At 50.2% G+C, this 20,284-nt stretch carries 14 protein-coding genes; 6 read left to right on the plus strand and 8 right to left on the minus strand.

Features of this window, described 5'->3' with window-relative positions; translation table 11 throughout:
- Positions 1-2: 2 nt before the first annotated feature.
- Positions 3-4,055 carry a hypothetical protein gene (locus tag JMI88_RS20195; RefSeq protein ID WP_201363779.1) on the minus strand — a complete coding sequence of 1,351 codons (4,053 nt, stop codon included), beginning with the start codon at positions 4,053-4,055 and terminating at the stop codon, positions 3-5.
- 678 nt (positions 4,056-4,733) lie between these two features.
- On the opposite strand from JMI88_RS20195, the gene JMI88_RS20200 reads away from it, so the two are divergent.
- The 3 genes from JMI88_RS20200 (at position 4,734) to JMI88_RS20210 (ending at position 9,308) form a co-directional block, all read left to right on the plus strand.
- Positions 4,734-6,482 carry an ABC transporter ATP-binding protein gene (locus tag JMI88_RS20200; protein WP_201363781.1) on the plus strand — a complete coding sequence of 583 codons (1,749 nt, stop codon included), beginning with the start codon at positions 4,734-4,736 and terminating at the stop codon, positions 6,480-6,482.
- The gene (locus tag JMI88_RS20205) at positions 6,479-8,254 is read left to right on the plus strand and encodes an ABC transporter ATP-binding protein (protein ID WP_201363783.1); all 1,776 of its coding nucleotides are present in this window, start codon (positions 6,479-6,481) and stop codon (positions 8,252-8,254) included. Before JMI88_RS20200 ends, JMI88_RS20205 begins: the two co-directional genes overlap by 4 nt.
- 133 nt (positions 8,255-8,387) lie before the next feature.
- Entirely contained in the window at positions 8,388-9,308 is a 921-nt protein-coding gene (locus JMI88_RS20210) for a ferritin-like domain-containing protein (protein ID WP_201363785.1), read from the plus strand.
- A 140-nt stretch (positions 9,309-9,448) separates the two neighbouring features.
- On the opposite strand, the gene JMI88_RS20215 is transcribed toward JMI88_RS20210, so the two are convergent.
- Positions 9,449-10,042: a TetR/AcrR family transcriptional regulator gene (locus tag JMI88_RS20215; RefSeq protein ID WP_201363787.1), complete on the minus strand. Its 594-nt coding sequence runs from the start codon at positions 10,040-10,042 to the stop codon at positions 9,449-9,451.
- 249 nt (positions 10,043-10,291) lie between these two features.
- On the opposite strand from JMI88_RS20215, the gene JMI88_RS20220 reads away from it, so the two are divergent.
- Positions 10,292-10,852, plus strand: a complete 561-nt coding sequence (locus tag JMI88_RS20220) for an acyl-CoA thioesterase (RefSeq protein WP_201363788.1) — start codon at positions 10,292-10,294, stop codon at positions 10,850-10,852.
- A gap of 73 nt (positions 10,853-10,925) precedes the next feature.
- Here JMI88_RS20220 and bcp read toward each other — a convergent pair whose 3' ends face one another.
- Together bcp and JMI88_RS20230 are read right to left on the minus strand one after the other, a co-directional pair.
- Positions 10,926-11,423 (minus strand): thioredoxin-dependent thiol peroxidase, encoded by a 498-nt coding sequence (gene bcp, locus JMI88_RS20225; RefSeq protein ID WP_201363789.1) that lies wholly within the window; start codon positions 11,421-11,423, stop codon positions 10,926-10,928.
- A gap of 223 nt (positions 11,424-11,646) precedes the next feature.
- Positions 11,647-12,975 carry an MFS transporter gene (locus JMI88_RS20230; protein ID WP_201363790.1) on the minus strand — a complete coding sequence of 443 codons (1,329 nt, stop codon included), beginning with the start codon at positions 12,973-12,975 and terminating at the stop codon, positions 11,647-11,649.
- A 354-nt stretch (positions 12,976-13,329) separates the two neighbouring features.
- Here JMI88_RS20230 and JMI88_RS20235 point away from each other — a divergent pair, with 354 nt between their 5' ends.
- Positions 13,330-13,620 carry a DUF1330 domain-containing protein gene (locus tag JMI88_RS20235; protein WP_201363791.1) on the plus strand — a complete coding sequence of 97 codons (291 nt, stop codon included), beginning with the start codon at positions 13,330-13,332 and terminating at the stop codon, positions 13,618-13,620.
- Between the two features lie 158 nt (positions 13,621-13,778).
- On the opposite strand, the gene JMI88_RS20240 is transcribed toward JMI88_RS20235, so the two are convergent.
- The 4 genes from JMI88_RS20240 to JMI88_RS20260 all read right to left on the minus strand — a co-directional run bounded on the left by JMI88_RS20240 (position 13,779) and on the right by JMI88_RS20260 (position 18,368).
- Complete coding sequence (locus JMI88_RS20240) at positions 13,779-14,612, minus strand: energy-coupling factor transporter transmembrane component T family protein (RefSeq protein WP_201363792.1); 834 nt, start codon at positions 14,610-14,612, stop codon at positions 13,779-13,781.
- A gap of 51 nt (positions 14,613-14,663) precedes the next feature.
- Entirely contained in the window at positions 14,664-16,457 is a 1,794-nt protein-coding gene (locus JMI88_RS39460; protein ID WP_236022980.1) for an ABC transporter ATP-binding protein, read from the minus strand.
- Positions 16,458-16,459: 2 nt separating this feature from the next.
- Entirely contained in the window at positions 16,460-17,065 is a 606-nt protein-coding gene (locus JMI88_RS20255; RefSeq protein ID WP_201363793.1) for an ECF transporter S component, read from the minus strand.
- A gap of 658 nt (positions 17,066-17,723) precedes the next feature.
- Positions 17,724-18,368 (minus strand): dihydrofolate reductase family protein, encoded by a 645-nt coding sequence (locus tag JMI88_RS20260; protein ID WP_201363794.1) that lies wholly within the window; start codon positions 18,366-18,368, stop codon positions 17,724-17,726.
- 580 nt (positions 18,369-18,948) lie between these two features.
- Between JMI88_RS20260 and JMI88_RS20265 the strand changes: the two genes are divergently transcribed.
- Entirely contained in the window at positions 18,949-20,259 is a 1,311-nt protein-coding gene (locus JMI88_RS20265) for a glycoside hydrolase family 18 protein (RefSeq protein ID WP_201363795.1), read from the plus strand.
- Positions 20,260-20,284 lie beyond the last annotated feature (25 nt).

Below are 20,284 nucleotides of genomic sequence, written 5' to 3' on the forward strand. Positions count from 1 at the left end.
AACTATTCAGCATTGGCCCAAAAGGCGGCCAGACGGGGGCGAACAAGCAGCAGGGTGGTAGCCAGGACAACAAGGAGGATACCAAGCAGGAAGAGAGCCAGGAAGGTTGGAATACCCAGCGAGGGCAGGAACAGCACATGGATCGCCGTGACGATCACGAGTGCCGCCGAGCTAAGGACAAAGAAACGGATGCGGGTAATAAAACCTAACAGCAACAAGGTGATGGACTCGCCAGCCAGTAAGAGCGAGGGTCCTACATTGGTATGCTGGAAACTAAGCCACAGGGTAGGACCCAGCAGGAGCATTGCCCCAACAATTGAACATATCTGCCCAAGAATCTGGTGCTGCTGGAGCTGTACGTCGCGGCCGATAAATGGCGAAATGATGATGAGGTACACCGCAGGGGTTGTACAGAGGATTGTGGGCTCTGTCTGCCCCAGCGTGTACAGTTCCCAGCTAACGGCCAGGGAGCATAAAAATCCAGCAATATAGCGCAGCAGCTTCTGACGTGGCAGGTCGTGCTGTAACTGACCCCACCATAAGATCAGGCCAGCGAATACAGCTAGAGAGCCAGCTCCGATATGCGAAGCCTGACCGCCATTTACCATCAGCACAAAACTGCAGAGCACCACCAACAATTGACCTATGAGCGCTACTCCGCTGGTTAACAAATCAGCGGGGATGAGCGCGTTGCCGGGCACAAGTAACCGCCAGCCAAACTGAGAGGCAAACACCAGGCAGAAAAGCAGACACAAAAGTCCCAACTGATTCCATTGCCCGATGACTAAGTGCAGAATGGTCCACGCAGCCAGCAACGTTGCCAGGATAATCAGCTCAGGCACACGCTCCATCAGCATAATAATCACGGCCAGCACAGTAAACATGCTTAATGTCAGCAGTAGCAAGGATAGAGGAATCACTGCTCCCTGCGTTTCGCACCAGATGCAGGTACTAATCATGCTCCCCAGTGCAATAATGTACCAGATCCAGCCCCAGGCTTGTAGTGAAGATCCAGCAAGCAACTTCAGTAAGCGCAGCACTACGACACCCAGTGCACTGCACAGCAGCACACTACTGGCCAGCGCAAAGAGCGCCAGTTGGGTCTGCATCTGACAACTAACGTTACCAATAGCAGGTAAAACGACTATCGATGAACAGTTAACGATCGAAGGGAGCAGCAATACACCCCAGAAAGCAAAGAGAGCCACCAACCAGAGTCCTTGCTTCCTGCGTTCAAGTAAAGAAATGCCATAAGCGGTCAACGCAAACACAAACAGGAGCAGTGGTACTGCGGCATAAAAAGGTGCATTGACCCCATGGAGAAGTCCCTGTACACCAGTTAACACCGCCCCGAAGATAGCCGTGGCATAGACAGGTAGCACATGGCGTACCTGCAGGATACGCTGTTTGCCCGTCGTCTCTTCAAAGCCAAAGCGCACATAACGAATACCCAGACCAACGCCCGCAAAAGCTAGCGTCAACAAAGGCGGTCGATACAGATCCCCTACCAGGCCGGCAGCATAGACAGCCCAACAAGCCAGGACGGCAAAAGTCCAGAGCAGAATTAATTGTAATAATTCATTGCGCTCGGCAACACCAGCCAGGTATGTCAGCACCGCAAAACCGAGCAAGACCCAGGACGCTGCCTGACTCCAGCCCTGGCCACCTGCCTGTATTTCCATTGCCAGGGCTGCGCTGATTGCTACAACATACCAGGGTAACGCCCACTTCAAGCTGAATACACGACTGATTACGGCCGCAAGTAGCAAAACACCAATGGCGATCCCCGCTAGCCACCAGAATTGATTGGTTGGTATCGACATGCTCAGCACGGCAAGTGCAGTTGCGACACCCAGTAACCAGCCTTCACGCTCAATAACGGCGGCCGCATACCAGGTTAGCGCCAGCATCGCCATTTCGATGCTCAACAGGCCAGGCAGTGAAATCCAGGCCGCCAGCGCATGTTGAGGTGCGTTGTAGTCATAGAAAGCAAAGGCGACACTATACAAAAGACCCAGCAAGTACAGGGGCCAGGTGCGATTGACCAGGGTCGCACCATTCACTCGCACCGGCTGATGTAGCTTCTCCCAATGCGCACAACCAGCCGCCAGCAAGGGCATCAGCAGTCCCAGGCCCAGAAACGGCAGAGGTTGATGAACCAGCGCAAATAGAGAGATGAGCGCAAATCCTACAGGTAACAATAGCCAGTTATCTAGCTTCATGTACAAGGCCAGAACGTAAGAAGTGAATACATACAAAAGCAGGAGCAGGACCACGCTTCCGCTCGGGAGCCCGAAGCACAAAAACAGAGACTCACAGGCGATCCAGAGGGCCAGTACCGCCAGCGGATATGCCCAGGGGCCACTAGCCTGGCGTTGAACGAGAGCAGCCACCACTGCCCATCCAATGGCAAAAATGCACAGGCCCCATATCAGCGAGCTATTGGTCCAGAGAAGAAGCTGAATCTGCACTATATGCAACAGCAAGCCAGACAACAATAGTAGCCAGCACCAGAGCGCAACAAAACGCTCCGGCACCTTCTGCCACCCCACATGATTCACTACCACACCAAAGAGAGCGATACTCCCAATCACTACGCTGCATAATTTGATCGGCCACCAGCCATCAATCTCAAAGGTAGAGGGCATATCGATAAAATGCGGCGATCCATACGCCCTGACAAACATCTGCACCAGCAAATTGGGATCACTGTTATACGCCGTCAGTAATACCAGTATCAAAACCAGAACGTCCAGTTGCAAGTTCATAGATTTGATGGGCCAGGAACGTTGAGCGCTAATGCGAGCCACCCACCAGTAGAGAGCGGCCACCAGCGTCATTACCAGCATATATCCAACCGTCGATGCAAGGCTGGTATACAGAAGTGAGAATACGAAAGCCAGGAAGAGGTAAGGCAGCAAGCGGGCCCCGCCATAGCGCTGCGAACGCCAGATGAACAGGCATACCCAGGCCAATAGAAGCAGGGCATACATTGTCATGGACAATCGCCCCTCAAACTCTATCACATTATGAAAAGCTTGATGGACCAGGAAACTCGTGGCATCGAGCAGTCCGCCCAGAACCAGCGTTCCTAGAACAGCGCTATACATCAGTGCTAGCCCTGGCAAACGCAGGATCTCTAAGCGCTCATTGTACAACTTTGGACTACCTGGACGATTGACAAAACAGAGCAGTGGGAATGCCAGGAGCAGAAAAGCGCCGGGCCACCACCAGAAACTCAATTGTAGGGCAGAGGCAACCGCCAGGTCGGTAATCGCCAGCGCCACCGCTGCCAGGTAGCCAAATGGCTTGAAGCGTTGATAGATGGCCAGTGAACTATAAGCAAGCGTGGCGTAGGCAGCCGAGATCGCGATCAGCGTAGAGGACGATAATTGTCCCTGGCTGATCAGGCGATAGAACGAAAAGCCGAGCAAGGGAATTTGCAAAGCAAAAATGGCAGTATAGATGATAGCGACTGTGCGTACATGCGGAAAACGAAACGTAATGGCACCAGTAGCTCCAAAGAAGATATGTACTCCTAAGAGAACCAGAAACGCCATCAGCCGGTCGGGAGTGGTAGCAATAAAACTCAGAGAGCCAACCAGAATCAGAAAAGCACCCAGAGAGGCAACGATATTAATCGATTGGTCGGCAAAAAACGCATGAAAGGAGAAGGCCCGTTGCGGCACAGCAGGCTTTATTGGTTGGTTAGCAGATGGCACCTGTTGCGATGCAACAGGTACGACAGGTTGTTTTACCTCCACTGGGCGCGTGGAGGTAGTCACAGTAGAAGCAGAACGGCCGGCAGGCTGCTCCTGATTTTGAACATCCAGGCTCGCCAGGTAGTCCAGGCGGCGCTGGTAGCGGCTTAACAGAGCGGAAACAGTGATGGCCGCCCCACCATGCGCAGCCACACGTGCCAGATCTCTGATTGCTCCGGTCAGGAACGCCTTCTCTTTAGAGTGTTCCATCGGATAGCCGCAGCGTAAACATTCGTTTTCATTCCCGGCAATGGGTAACCCACAACAATCGCAACGGGAAGCGTGCAGGTCCATATATGCTCCTCAAAAAGACCATAATGTGTATTTTTATGCACTAATATTAGCAATGAAAGATAATAGCAAAGATGTTGCTTTCAGTGTACAGCGCTCAGCAGACACTCAGCAGTGTCATATGTCCTATTTTGAATAAGCTGGAGAACGCCAGGCGCAGACTCTTCGCTGACGCCTCGCTCCTACGACGCTCGCCTACTCTGGTTGTGTGGTGACATTGCCCGACGGTCGCGACCGTCGGGCAATGTCACCACACAACCAGATCCTGAAAAAGTTGCATATGAAGTTAGATAAGATAGATAATTTTTTTCCTTGACAAAGCACAATAAATAGGTTAAGCTTTGTCTGCTTAGAAAAGAATGACAGAATTCGGATTTATGTAGTCCGTATACAAGGAGTACTACTGTGGTGAACTTACAGGGGATGAGCATTCATTATCCTAATGGACAGCTTTTTGTCGCCCACAGTCGTACTCTGCCCATTTTTGCGGAAATTTTGAGGTAGCTACTACTCTCTCCCGCTCATTCACACGACTGTGGACACCCGGAAAAAGTCCACGGTTTTTTTCTGTCCGCGTTTTAACCTCATACGCTCATCTAACAGCCGTGACAAATCCGGCCTGCAGTTTTTATGACCGATAATCAGATCATCCATTGTTGCCTGTTCAGGAAAGGAGTCCTTATGCGCATCCCGCTCAAAGACTACCGGGAGCTCTTATGGCGCTATCTGGCACCTCAGCGCACACGCGTCTTGTTACTCGGGCTACTGCTCTGCGCTGATATAACCTTGCAATTGGTCAATCCGCAATTTTTGCGTACGTTTATCGATACCATTACTTCCAGCGGCCCTCAACCTTTGCTGCTGGTATTAGCCGTCATCTTCATTGTGGTAGCGCTGGTACAACAATTGATTACGATCGCCGCCACCTATATAAGTGAGCGACTCGCCTGGACCGCCACCAATGCGCTACGCGCCGATCTGGCTTTGCACCTGGTACGCATGGATATGTCCTTTCACAAGGTGCATACACCAGGTGAATTGATTGAGCGCGTCGATGGCGATGTGACGAATCTGGCCAACTTTTTTTCGCAGTTTGTGATCAAAATTCTAGGTGGCCTGCTGCTCTTAGTGGGGATCCTGGTCATACTCTGGTATACTGAATGGCACGTTGGACTGGCACTGAGCGTGTTTGCTATCATCGCGTTGATTGCCGTTAACGCCGCTCGTGGTATCGCTATTAAACCCTGGAAAGCCTTTCGCCAGACGAGCGCAGATTTGTTTGGTTTTCTGGAAGAACGTCTGCGCGGCACCGAAGATATTCGATCCAACGGAGCCCAGCCTTATATCATGCGCCGTCTGTTCATGCTCACGCGTGAGCGCCTCAAAAACGGCACTCGGGCACGCCTCCTCTCGTCTATTCCCTGGAGCATGCCAGTACTTTTCTTTACTACGGCCTATATCATCGCCTTTACATTAATTGCCTGGCTCTATGGTACCCACAGTATTAGCATCGGTGTTGCCTTCTTGATCTATTACTATACCCAGCAACTCTCGCAACCCATTATGATGATCTCTAACCAGCTCGATGATTTCCAAAAAGCCAGCGCGGGTATTGTGCGCGTACAAGAGCTGATGGGTACGAGTAGCCAGTTAACCGATGGACAGGGGATACCATTGCCTGCAGGTCCGTTGAGTGTGGACTTTAACCAGGTGGACTTTGGCTATGGTGAAGAGGACATGGTGCTGCAAAATGTCTCCTTTCATCTTAAACCTGGTGAGGTACTCGGTCTACTTGGACGTACCGGCAGCGGCAAAACGACCATTACACGTCTGCTCTTCCGTCTCTATGAGCCGGCAGCTGGCAAAATCGAACTGGGTGGCGTCGATGTTTCTCAGGCGCATCTGGCCGATTTACGCCGCCATATCGGCATCGTCACTCAGGATGTGCAGCTGTTTCACGCCACAGTACGCGATAATCTGACCCTCTTTGATGACAGCATCGATGACGCTCGCATCGCGCAGGCATTGCAACAGTTAGGTCTGACCGATTGGTTTCATAAGCTGGCAGATGGATTGGATACCATGCTGGCGGCTAATGGAGGTGGACTCTCAGCGGGCGAGGCCCAATTGCTAGCCTTTACGCGCGTCTTCCTGCATAATCCAGGCTTGATTATCCTGGACGAAGCCTCTTCACGCCTGGATCCCGCAACCGAGCAGCTTACTGAACGAGCCGTTGATACACTGCTCAGTGGACGTACCGGCATCATCATCGCCCATCGATTGGGAACCGTTAAACGGGCCGATACCATCTTGATTATGGACTCAGGACAAATCGCGGAATATGGAGAGCGGGCCGCGCTGCAGGCAGATTCTCACTCTCACTTTGCGCAGTTGCTCCTTACTGCACATGAAGCCGAGGTGCTAGCATGAAAACCTGGAAATTCTTCGCAAGCCTCATTCGCTTTCAGCCCTGGAATTATGCCTTCAATTGTCTCGCCATTACCGCTGTCCTGCTGGCAGAAATGATACCTGGATTGGTCGGACAAAGATTTTTTGATCGCCTGACGGCACAACCAGCCGTTGATATCGGACTCTGGTGGCTGGCGGCGCTGCTGCTGTTTGCCTCCTTGGGTCGCATCGCTGGCCTCGTTAGCTGTCAGCTAACCAATTCACCATTTATCCTTTGCAATACGGCCCTGTTACAAAAAAATATCCTGGCGCGCATTCTGCAATTACCAGGCGCGTATGCCCTGCCGGCTTCCTCGGGCGAGGCGATTAGCCGCCTGCGGGATGATGTAGATGAAAACTCGGTCTTCTTGATGGCTTTTAATGATTTGATCGCCTTTACTATCTTTGCTATTGTTGCGATGATTATCATGCTACGCATTAATGTCGTCATCACCCTGACCATCTTTTTACCACTGGTGGTAATCACTGCGATTGTCAATATTGCCAGTGTGCAAATCAAAAAGCGACGTGGTGAAAATCGCAAGGCGACGGGCGACGTGACCGGCTTCCTGGGCGAATTGTTTGGAGCCGTGCAAGCCATCCAGGTAGCCAATGCTGAGGAACAAGCCATCCAGCACTTCCGTCAACTCAATAAAAAGCGTATGGATATGACTGTGCGTGACCGCATCTTTGACCAGGTCTTACAATCGTTCTTTGCCAATACCGTTAGTCTGGGAACTGGCATGATCTTACTGCTGGCCGGCCAATCGATGCACACAGGTACTTTCACCATAGGTGATTTTGCCCTCTTCGTCTACTACCTGGGCTGGATCACCGAGTTCACCACTCAGTTTGGTGTGGTACTGACACGCTATCGCCAGGCTGGAGTTTCAGTGGAACGCATGCTTACACTCCTCAAAGATGCACCCGCCCATACGCTCGTCCAACCTGGCCCCATCTATACCAAAGGCCCATTTCCTGAGGTACCAGAACTTCCCAAAATTGGGACCAATCGACTGCAAATTTTGGAAACCAGGGATCTGACCTATCATCATCTCGGAAGTGGAGCGGGAATAGAACAGATCAACCTGCGGCTGGAACGAGGGTCCTTCACGGTGATTACAGGACGTATCGGCTCCGGTAAAACAACCTTATTGCAGACGTTGCTGGGGCTCTTACCCAGTGAGAAGGGAAGCATTTGCTGGAATGGTCAACTGATCGCGGATCCTGCTGCCTTTTTTGTTCCTCCTCATAGCGCCTATACGTCACAGGTGCCACAACTCTTCAGTGATAGCCTGCGGGATAATATTCTGCTCGGCTTACCAGAAGACGAGCAGGTGCTGCAGGAAGCTCTATACCTAGCGGTACTGACACCGGATATCGCCGAGATGGACAAAGGGTTGGATACACTGGTCGGGCCGAAAGGTGTACGACTCTCGGGAGGTCAGATCCAACGTTCAGCCGCAGCCCGTATGTTTGTACGCCCGGCCAGCCTGTTGGTAGTGGACGACCTCTCCAGTGCCCTGGACGTCGAGACCGAAGCGCTACTCTGGCAACGCATCTTTGCGCATCCTGAGCATACGGTACTGGCAGTTTCTCATCGACGCGCTGCTCTGCGCCGGGCAGATCAGATTATTGTTTTGAAAGATGGCAAAATCGAGGCTCAGGGCAAACTCGATGAGTTGCTAAACAGTAGCAGCGAAATGCGCCATCTCTGGCACGGTCAGCACAGCCTCCAACCGAGCACCGATTAATCCCTATAAACCCAAGCGACTAACACGCTTTCAGCATTTTAGCTCTTATTTATTCTAGTAGTGAGGCTATTAAATAGGTAGTCTCACTACCAGGATTTTTCTAATCCTTCGTGAGAAAGGACTTATGTACCTCATGAGCACACATAATGATCGGTCGCTTGATAAAATCCAAACTAATCTGATTGAAATAATCACTGCCCAGCGCGCACGCCGCACTGTTCTTAAAGGAGCCGTAGCGGGCCTGGCCTCGCTTTCAGCCCTGGGAGCACATGCTCTTGTTAGACCTGGAGCAGTATTTGCATATAACTCATCACGTTCTAAGCTTCAACATATCCTCGATATCGCCGTCACGGTTGAACAACTGGCGGTCACCACTTACGGTAATGGCGTTGCTAATGCATCAACGTTGGGTATTTCAGGTAACAAGCTTAAATATCTACAAGCCGCCCTGGTAGAAGAGCAGATCCATGAGATATTCTTTGAGTCTATGGGCGCGCAGCCGCTTACCAGCACATTTAGCTATCCAAATGGCGACAGTACATTTACTAACTTATCCACTTTCATTGAAGCACAACAACAATTAGAAGAGATCTTTGCTTCAGTTTATCTGATCGGTGTGGTAGAAGTTGCTCAACTGAATCAGTACCGACTGGCCCAAATTCTAGCACAGACTGCTGGCATTGAATCTGAGCACCGCGTCCTGGGTCGCGTCATTGAGGGCTCTGACCCAGCCGATAATTATGCATATACCCCCGTGCTGATTAAACAGGTTGAGGACGCGCCAAGCGTGCTATCAGCAGAAGGATATTTGAGCCCGGTCCCAAATAACACGTATACGTATGAACGGGTCAGCACCAAGTACCATAAAATTGAGTATCACACCCCGTACGTTACCACCAGCAATCTTAATAGTTACGGTGGCTATGGTAAAAGCAATCAGCCCGGTCCTGGTGGCAGTTATCCGCCTGATCCAGATACTAGTGACTCATCCGGTTCTAATAAGGGCGGTTCGTCCGGTCCTGGTTATAGCACACCTATCCTGATGGGCTTCTAATCAATCGGCCCGATGTTACTGGCAAACGATAGCAGGCTCTATATTTCTACCCATCGCATATACCCAGGTGGTATAGAGCCTCTATCTATCTCAGCGGCAGGAATGCTCACATATGCATTCACCATCGCACGCTGGGAACATCAGTCTGGCTGTTCTTCTTTTTGATAAAGATAATCTATAGCACCATCTAATGGCACAATATGATCTGAGCCGAGCGCATTCAGTACAAGCGCGCTGTATTGATCAGCCAGACGTGTAAAGGTTAAAACGTCGCTAGCATTGAACCACTGATGTGTCCATTGCAGCGCTGAGAGCACAAACAAACAGGCCAATAAGCTATCGGGCACACGGAAAGCTTTTTCTTTGATACCAGCAACGATTACGCGATAGAAGTATGCATCATATGTTTCACGCATTGCCTGAATCTCCTGCCGATGGGCTTCATTAAGAAATATCCAATCGCGCAAAAAGACGCGTACATGCTCCCGATCCTGAGATACTACTTCTAGATGTCGGTAGATCAACAAATGCAGTTGCTCGGCGGGTGAAATAGTACGGGGCACGGTACGTGCCTGGGTCAAAAACAGACCAGCTACCCGCGCCACAATATGCCAGAGCATTTCATCCCTGGTCCCTAACAAACCAGTTACATGAGCTTCGCTCATCTCTAACGCGCGTGCGATATCGCGCATCGCGGTGCCTTGATAACCATTGTCTCCAAACAGTTTCGCCACTATGGGCCATAGTTCCTCTTTATTATGCATCTTCACCCCCACCAGGACCACCATGCGTTACATTCTTCCATACGCCCAAAAAGACGTTTTTCTATCTTTGCTACTCTTAAAGATACCAACAAATTCATCTAATGCGGAAAAGGTGTTTTGAGACAATCTGCGAGCAAACATATAGACAACCTTGTTGCCGGGAACAGAATAGGATATAGTAATGGATGCAATGACAACCTATGTGTAAGAGAGAATAACATGAACCCATTCGATAGAATATTCACGCGCTACCGCAACTTTCCGGAAGTCGACTTAACGCAAGGGCGCAGTATCGCCTACTCGCGTAGCACAACACGCCGAATCATGGAGTTAATTGATGCCAATGGCCATGGCAATGTGCATGGAGGCGTCATCATGCGTATGGTTGATGAGGCAGCCGCCATTGTCGCCATCAAACACTGTCAAAGCCCGACCGTCGTGACCGCCCGTGTCGAACGCTTCGACTTTCTGGCGCCCGCCTTTATCGGCGATGTGGTCTCCGTCCACTGCGCCATGCACTATGTTGGTAGAACAAGCATGGAGGTTGGTGTCGAGGTTACCGCGGAGGACCTGATCAGCCGCGAGATCCGCAAAATCGCCAGCAGTTATGTTATCTATGTCGCTCTGGACGAGAACCGTAAACCACGGCAGGTGCCCCCCCTGGTTCCGGCCGACGAAGAAGAAGCCAAAATTATTGAGCATGCTCGCCAACGCCGCCTGCGGCGTCAGAAGATCGACGAAGAATTCAAACAACTACAACGCGAAGCCGACGCGCAATAAACATAGAAGAGAGTGGCACCCGGTGAATATAGCGGGTGCCACTCTCTTTTATGTTGTAGAGAAAAGAATAATGTTAGAGGCCCAGAGACTCGACGGCCTCGAGCACTTCGTTGGCATGATCGTCAGGCTTCACTTTACGCCAGACTTTACGGACAATACCCTCTTTGTCGATCAAAAAGGTCTGGCGATCGACTCCCATATACTTCTTTCCGTACATGTTTTTCTCTTTCCAGACATGATACTGCTCAGCCACTGTCTTTTCGGTATCGGCAAGCAAGGGGAATGGGAGAGAAAACTTATCCATGAACTTCTGATGGGAATTTACACTATCGACACTGATGCCGAGCACAACTACCCCGCGTTGCTGCAACAGATGATTGGCATCACGGAAGCTACAGGCCTCTTTCGTACAGCCGGGAGTATCATCTTTTGGATAAAAGTAGAGGACAACATTTTTGCCTTTGAGGTCCCCTAGATGCACCTGACCATCTTTGACTACATCTTCACTACCAATGGCAGGTAACGTAAAATCGGGAGCAGGTTGCTGCTCTTGAATTTCGGTCTCGCTCATAAAAACACCTCTCAAAATAGCGTATATGGCTCTTGCTGAAGACCATCCCAGAAACCAATGCAGAGAGCATTTCTGACACGCTCTTTCATGCATAGTAACAGGGAACGCACCAGAAATATTCCTCCCCAGACGCTACGCAGGCAGCAGGATGCACATTATTGCGCATCCTGCTGCCTGCTGATAGTATGGCTATGATTTCGAGAGAGGATTACAAATGTGCACCTCAGACTTTAGAGGCTCCTAGCAAACTCTCTTCTGCCGTTTCTTTCTCACCCTCGCCTGGCATCTTAATCTGCTCGATACGACCAAGTAGGAAGAGGAAGCAGAGAATACCTATGACAAGAATAGCGCCCGCGATCAGGAAGTTAGCCGCAAATGAGTTGGTTTTATCAATCACCAGGCCAGCCACAATAGGGGCGATAATGCCCGAGAGGTTGCCCATCAGATTCATAACACTTCCCACAGAACCAACTGTTCCCTTTGGCGCGATAATACTTGGAATACTCCAGGCTACCGGGGCGGCAAAGGCCAGACCACCAATGGCGATACTGATCCAGATTGTCGCCAGAGTAGCGTCAGTAGTGAAAGCGGCTCCGATTACAGCCAGGCCCAGCAACATACCGATGGTAACTATCGTTTTACGCACCTTGGTAGCGTCATAACCGCGAGCGATAAAGGCATCCACCAGCACGCCACCGATAACCAGATCGGTAATCGTTGCTACAATCCAGGGAATAACCGTATACCAACCACTTTTCAGGACCGACATATGCAGAGATTTCTGCAAATATCCGGGTAACCAGGTCAGAAACAGATAGAAAGAATAGTTATACGCCGCAAATCCAAGACTTAAACCCCAGACTTTTGGCTGGCGCAACAAGAACCCAAAACTCGCAACAACATTGGTAGGAGCAACCTTCTCAGGCTGTGCACCACCCTCAACAATATAGCGATGCTCTTCCTCTGAAAGCACCTTTGAGTCACTAGGATCTCTATAAAGTGCCCAGTAGATAACAGCATAGACTACATTGATGATACCTGCCGCCACAAAGGCAGCTCTCCATCCATAGCCCGCGACAATAAAGGCCATTAGTGGAGCCCCGATCACCGAAGAGAACTTGGCAGCCGCATCGAAAGCCGATGTTGCCAGACCACGCTCCTTGATAGGGAACCAGTAACCGGTGGCCTTGGAAGCACCCGGAAATACTGGAGCCTCTCCAATACCGAGCAGGATACGAGATAAGAGAATCAAGCCGAAACCACTGACCAGACCAGTCATGAACGTAGCTAGCGCCCAGATAAAACTACCTATACGATTCAGCCAACGAACACCAAAACGGTCCAGCCATGCACCAACAGGGAGCTGCAAAATAGTGTAGCTCCAAAGGAATGACGAAAGAATCAGACCGGTCTGAAAATTTGAGAGCCCAAGCTCTTTTTCGAGTGGAGTAAGTGCAACCGATATGTTTACACGATCCAGGTAATTGACAATAATTCCTAGACTTAACAGGCTTGCAATGCCCCAACGCACATTCCCAACGCGTTTTTTCATTGTAAATTAAAACCTCCATCTATAAACCCATCACCGGGTAACTCCACTGTAGCACAAATTTCACAGCACTACAATATGATTTTTTTTACTAATAAGAGATTCATCTCGCATTCTTAAAACGCATGGTACACAAATACAATATTTTCATAGAAAATCACCCTTAGAACAAATTGAAATAGGTTATGTGCTCTTTTACTAAGATAATATATTTTCCGCCATCTACTTTATCTAAAACAAAATTGACAGATTAACTTCTTTTCTTTATGCTGTAGACAATCTTGAATGTAACAGGCGTCCCAAACAAAGAACCTGTAACAGACATACGGTAGTAAGCAAAGAAAGAAGAGAAGTTCAATGGCTGCATATTTCATCGTTGATGTCAAAGTACATGATCCCCAGACCTATGAAGAATATCGCAAGCAGGTTGGTGCAACCCTGGAAAAATATGGTGGCAAATTTCTGGTGCGTGGCGGAGCGTTCGAGGTTATCGAAGGCGAATGGCCCCTGCAGCGCCTGGTCATCTTAGAATTTGAAGATTCGGCACAGTTCAAGCGTTGGTACTATTCACCTGAATACACAAAAATTCGAGAGATCCGCTTCCAGGCATCTGATGCCAGGGCCGTCATGATCCAGGGAGCCGAATAAATTCTTCTACCAGCAGAGCCATTTGATATGGCTCTGCTATTTTCTCCGTGTTTTAACATCAAGGCACTGGCCGTTGGTGCTGGAACTACAAACATAGCCAGGCACGCGTCCCAGGATGTGCTGAATGGCGGAGGCAAAGGCTGGAAATCAAACCAACATTAACGGCTGACCAGAATATTGATACTGATAAGAATCATACAGACGAGTATTGTTACGGCCAGGGCCAGCACATCAAAACGTGCAAAGTGCAAGGCACGCAGCCTGGTGCGCTGCCAACCAGCATGGCGTCCATAACAACGAGCCTCCATCGCCACATTCAGAACTTTGACTTTCTTAAAGCCACTGACAAAAAGTGGGATTAACAACAAAGAGAGCTTTGAGACGCGTTGAAAAAGATTGCCCTCGTCAAAATTTATTCCACGGGCCGCCTGGGCCTTCATTAAACGTTCAACCTCTGTGACAAATATCGGTATGAACTTCAGCGCAATTACCAACACCATCACCAGGGCATTAATCGGAATACCAATTTTCTGTAGCGGAGCCGCCAGCACCTCCATGCCGTCCGTCAGGTCTACCATCGAGGTCGTAAAAGAAAGCATGGTCGCCAGATAATAGAGGAAGAGGACGCGCACAATCGTCAACACACTATTGATGATGCCCTGCCAGGTTACACCTAATATCCACCAGTGCCAGAGCCATTGTGGACTTTTAGGAGGTATATAGAACAGTACTTCAAACATAAAGGCTATCAGCAAAAAGATAATAAATGGCCGCAGACTGCGCAGGACATAGCCGAGCGAGATGTGCGAAAGCTGGTGTAAGACGATACAGAACAGCAAGCAGAGCGCAAAGGCCTGAAAGGTACTCAGATAGGAGGTCAGACCGATCAACGATATCGCGCAGATCAACTTGGCTCGTGGGTCCATACGCGCCAGTACTGAACCATTATTAACATACTGCCCAAAGGTTATATAGCGAGAAAGCTCAATCATAGCCACCACTCTTACAAAGACACTGATCCTGGCCAGGAGGCGGGAATCAGCTCAAAGAACGCTGGAACGCGTTTTCAGCAGTTCCGCCTCCAGTTCGGCACGATCCAGGACATCGGTACGCAAAGCTGGCACCTGTGCGCGTAAAGAAAGCGCGATCTGCGCTGCTTCCGGCAAGGCAATATCCAGGGTGCGCAATTCAGCGGCCTGCGCTAACGTCTCCCGTGGCGTACCACTAAAAATCAGGCGCCCCTGGTCCAGCACGTGGATGGTGTCCACCAGCTCAATCACCTCTTTCAGACTACTGGACGCATAGATAAGCGTCAGTCCTGACCTCTGCTTGAGCGCTTGTATCAGAGCAAACAGTTCATGGCGCCCACGAGGATCAAGGCCGGCCATCGGCTCATCAAAAATAATCACATTGGGCTGCATGGCCAGCACGCCAGCAATCGCTACCCTGCGCTTTTGCCCTCCACTCAAGGCATAGGTATAGCGCGAACGAAAATCCTCATAGGGCAGACCCACAGCCTCCAGCGACTCTTGCACCAGACGCCGGGATTCTGCCAGAGAAACCTTGCGCTGGCGCGGGCCAAAAGAGATATCCTTACCCACCGTCTCCTCAAAGATCTGCGACTCAGGAGATTGAAAGACGACGCCGACCCGGGAGCGGATACTAGCCAATTTAAAAGATCTGGCATTCGTGTTCTGTCCTTCAAAATAGAAGAAACCAGAAGTAGGTTTGATCAGTCCGGCCAGCAAATCAATCAGCGTTGATTTTCCAGAACCCGTCGGACCCACCAGACCAACCGCACTCCCCGGCGTTATCGCTAAGGTAAGCTGATGCAGAGCCTCCTGAGCAAAAGGTGTAGCGTTTCTATGTATATAAGAAACACCCTGTAGTCCAAACAGGATCGCATTCCCTTTTTCAACTATCATCTCGGGCGTGACAGTGTTTGCCACAAATTTTTGCTCAGGGCTACCTGGCTCATAGCTAGTGGAATAAGCAGCCTGATCAGCAGCCTCGGAAGACAACGCAAGCTGTTTGGGAGTCAATACCACGGTTGGAATCTGGGACCATCCCTGCGCTCGCAAGGTATGTCCAACATGTGTTACCATCGGCACATCGAGTCCAACGGCTTGCAGTTCGGCAACACGAGCAAAGACAGCCGCTGGTGCATCATCCATTAAGATACGACCAGCATCCATCACAATCACACGATCAAACGAGACAATCTCAGGCATAAAATGAGTGATGTGGATGACGGCGATTCCCTGTTCGTGCGCTAGATTCTGGATTGTGCTCAGGAACTGACTAGCCGTATGGCCGGAGATCATCGTGGTTGGTTCGTCCAGGATTAAGTAGCGCGGCCGCATGGCCAGTACGCCAGCAATGGCCACACGCTGCTTGAGGCTGACCGACAACTCGCTGATCGACACCTGCGCATAGGCTTCTAGATCCAGGGCCTGTATGGCTTCCTGCACGCGCGTAGTGATCTCTGTACGAGGCAAACCCAGGTTTTCCGGACCAAAGGCAACCTCATCGATAACGGTGCTGGCAATCAATTGATCATCCGGATTTTGAAAAACCACCCCGACGCGCTGGCGAATACTCCAGATATCGTCTCCACCGGCATCGGTATGCAGACCATCTACCAGCACAGAACCGGCCTGGGGAATCAAAATAGCGGCCAGCAATCTGGTGAGTGTGCTCTTCCCCGATCCATTCTGACCAATAATAGCAACCGTCTCCCCTTCGCGAATGGTCAGAGAAATATCCTGCAACGCAGGAGGAACGTCCTGCTCCTCCTGCGCACTATAGTTAAATGTAGCGTTCTTGATTTCAATCATAATTAATACGGCAGTTGATCACGCGGCTTCGTGTCAGGAGCATGCACGAGGCGCGCCTCCAGAATGTAGAAGATGCGCACCAGGATGACAGTTAGGATCGCAGCGATAATCGCCTCGATGATAGATTGCACCAGCACGATTGAAATAATAACCTGCGCCGGAAAGTAACCACGAATAATTAAGGCCGCCACTACCAGGATTGTGTTAGTGGCCGCACCCACAAAACCAGCAGCAGCAGCAGCCAGGTCCCGATTTATGCGCACCAGAGCAGCAAACGTAGCCCAGGCCGTCAAACCAATAAAGAGACGAGGCAGAATAGCTACGCTCGGATCCTTAAAAAAAGGCACGGTCGCACGGAAAAAGCTAACCACCCCAAAAATCAAACCTGAAATAAGACCAACAATCGGACCAGCAATGACGCCCCCTACAATAGTCGGAATGTGTTCAATCGTAGCGTTGCCAATCGCATTGGGAAGAGGAATAAAGCCAAGGTTTGGTATGACGCCAAGGATAATAGTAATGGCAGCCAGCACGCCCGCAATAATGATGCGTTCTGTTGTCAAAGACCAGGGACGGGTGGTGGAAGGATTAGAGCTAACGTCACTCACATTCTTGCTCCTTCTGAAATAAAACCGGATTCCAATAAAAAGGCTGTTTGCTCCATTAGTATAAACCAGACACGTTCGGATGGAAAGCAGACATGTACATAATTAACCACTACTTTTGTAACGAATGTTACAATCTTACATAACTGTTGACATATTTGTCAATGAGTTTGGGCAGACTTGACCAACTGGTAGTAAGCGTATAGAGTGAGCAGAGTTTGAGGTTTGGGTGGACAGTTCAGCGCGAAGAGTGAGCAACCTCAACATTGACAGTCTGAAAACCTCCTCCAGAAGCGGATTGTTGTACGCGGGATTTGTAAATTCGAGCGATGATTTTTCGTCTTGATACCTCTACTACCTCAGTAACGCGGAGTTGACCCATGAGTGTGAAATCTATCAGTTGCCTCGTTTCACATTCCAGGATGTTATGTGGAACACTTAATGGGGGAGGTTTTTCCCAGGCTATGAATGGCCGAATGAGTCCGTAATTGAGCCACGGGGCAAATTTGCAACGGGGCCTGCCATTGAACTGGCCCCGCCTGCTTGTTCATAGCTGTGTGAGTGGTGAGGACCCGTTGGCACGCTGAAGCGACTGCACACACGAGGCGACGCCTACGATGATGAGAGGCATTCATCCATGAGACGGGTTTTCTTGAGTGCGTTACTTTTCGACTTCGTAGATGATGTGGGCGACTTCTTTGGATGGGATGACCTCTCTGATTTTTGCTTTGATGTCGGGGTTTATGTTTACAAAGAGAGGTGTGCCCTGGCCAAACAACACTGGTGAGTAGTGGATGGTGAACTCATCAACCAGGCCTGCGTTGAGATATTGCTGGATGGTATTGGCTCCTCCTGCTATGCGGATGTCTTTGTTGCCAGCAACCTCTCGCGCTTGATGAAGCGCGCTTTCTATGCCGTCGTTGACGAAGTAGAACGTTGTGCCGCCAGGGCGCTCCCACGGTTTGCGCACTTCTTTGGTCAGAACAAAGACGGGGGTATGGAAGGGAGCCTCCTCAGGCCACGAACGCTCGCCGCCACTGAACATATTCTTGCCCATGATGCTAACGCCGGTGCGCTGAGAGGTTTCTTCCAGCAGAGCGTTGTCCCGACCTGTTTCGCCGCCTGTGCCGATTTTGAGATTCTCACGGAAAGATTTCTGTAGAAAGATCCAATGGGTGAGTTCCATCCATTTTTTCATCCATTGTTTGTATTCCGGGTCGTTAATATGGGCCAGGTTCATCCCTTCCGGGGCCATTAGGCCGTCCAGGGACATCATGACATCGAAGAACACTTTGTTGGTTGGCATAGTCTGAGACCTCCTCTATTTTTAACAATTGTTCTGCATTGATCGTTCCTTGGAATGATGATGAACAGGTTAGCATAAGTTCAGGGGAAAAACTTCTCCGATCTTGCGCTTCTGGGCTTTGTGAAGGTGGTGAGGAGGTACATTGCAAGATCATGTTAAAAAAGAGAAATTTTTACTCTACCGGGGACTGTCAGAAGGATGGATTGCAAAACTTGTTTCCTATCCATCCTTCAATTTACAATCGCTGAGAACGTGAAACGGCTTCAGAAGCCATACCTTTTGTCGAAAAATCGCTCGTGCTCACTCTTCGCGCTAAATCGCTCACTCAAACCTTAAAACCTGCTCACGCTACACGCTTACTACCACCTGCATGGTAAAATTATTGTAACGATAGTTACTTGTCACATGATACAAATAGTCAAAAAAACTGGTGTGGGCAGGCATCTGAATTATTCCGAAACATTAAGACCGGCGTTGGTCATCTTCCCTACGTCGAGGCTCAAGCCGAAACAGTATAACAAGCGATTAATGATCTCGTAGCTACTGTCAGTGCTGATGTTTAATAAGGAGCAGAAGACACATGAGTAGCGAAGACAATAAGCAGACTAATCTAGCTAACGAGCAAGAAGAGCAAGCACTACAGGAACTCCTCCGATTTCCTTTTGTAGATGCTCTCTTTGGCCGCCGTTCACGCCGCTTCTTTCTGGGAGCAGAGGTACCAGATGGGCCAGTGGCCTTTAAGTCGAAACATGAGCCAGTACCACTCTCAGAACTGGAGAAATTATTGATTCTCACAGCTGTGGGTGGCACCACTGGCTGGCATCATGCAATTACTCGCCATGATCGCTATGCCCCTCACTTCTCAAATTATGCCGGGGCAGCCGCCGGGCGAACCTTCCCATCGGCCGCTGGCTTCCATACCAGTGAGATCTTCTTCACTGATGACAGCGGTACCTACATCTTTAAGTCTCGTGATGCTGCTCCTCCGGTACCCCGCCAGGCCAATGGCTCTATTTCCCTGGTTGAACTCGTTAAAGCCCATCGCGCCAATATTCACAAGATCTCAGATAAACGCATTAACCTACCTCCAAAAGAGCCTTATATGGAGGGACATAATACCTGGGTCGCCAACCGGCCAGGCTCATTACTCGTCATTCCTACCGGAGATATCGCCCAGCATACGATTGCCAACCTCTGCTTCTATGTGCAGAACGGTTATAGCATCTATGACGACATCAACCATCGTCGCATCCCTGGCATTGAAAAATTCGCCGACATCGTCGATATCGAAAATCCATATCCTTTAACTTTCCTGGATCAATATTCGCTCGCTGAATGCACAGCCGAGCTCTCAACAGCAGCCTATGCGGGTGCGCTGATGCAACAAGCACTTGGGCTGGGCGGCTGGATGTTCGATGGGATCGACCGCTTATCTATCCTGGGAGCCAGTGGAGATCCAGAGGTGCCAGGATTAGGTTTCCGCTATGACACCGATGAGCGCTGGGCCATTCCCAATCCCACTGGATTAGAGGGAGTTTTTGAAGCCTATTGCCCACCACACTATCCAAACATGCGCGCAGCCGTCGACAAATTCTGTGAACGTAAATTCGGCGCAGGCGGTCCCTTCAATCCCGATACCCCAGGTATCTGGAAGGATAGCCGCAAAGTCCGGAGTAGCGCCCAGGTACACGACGAACACTTTAGAGATTGTGTCGCCACCCAGGCTCAATATATGTTCGACACCTTTGGTAAGTTTCCGGCCACCGTGCCATCTGTCTTCATACTCATGTATCTCCAGACCCACCATCTCGACCTGGAATACTACGATACCCTATTCGAGCCTGGTGCCTACTTGCAAACGCACGCCAACCACTTTGCCCGCTGGCACTAACCCTGTTCAGCCTGGCTCAAAAGAG

This window comes from Dictyobacter formicarum, assembly GCF_016587435.1.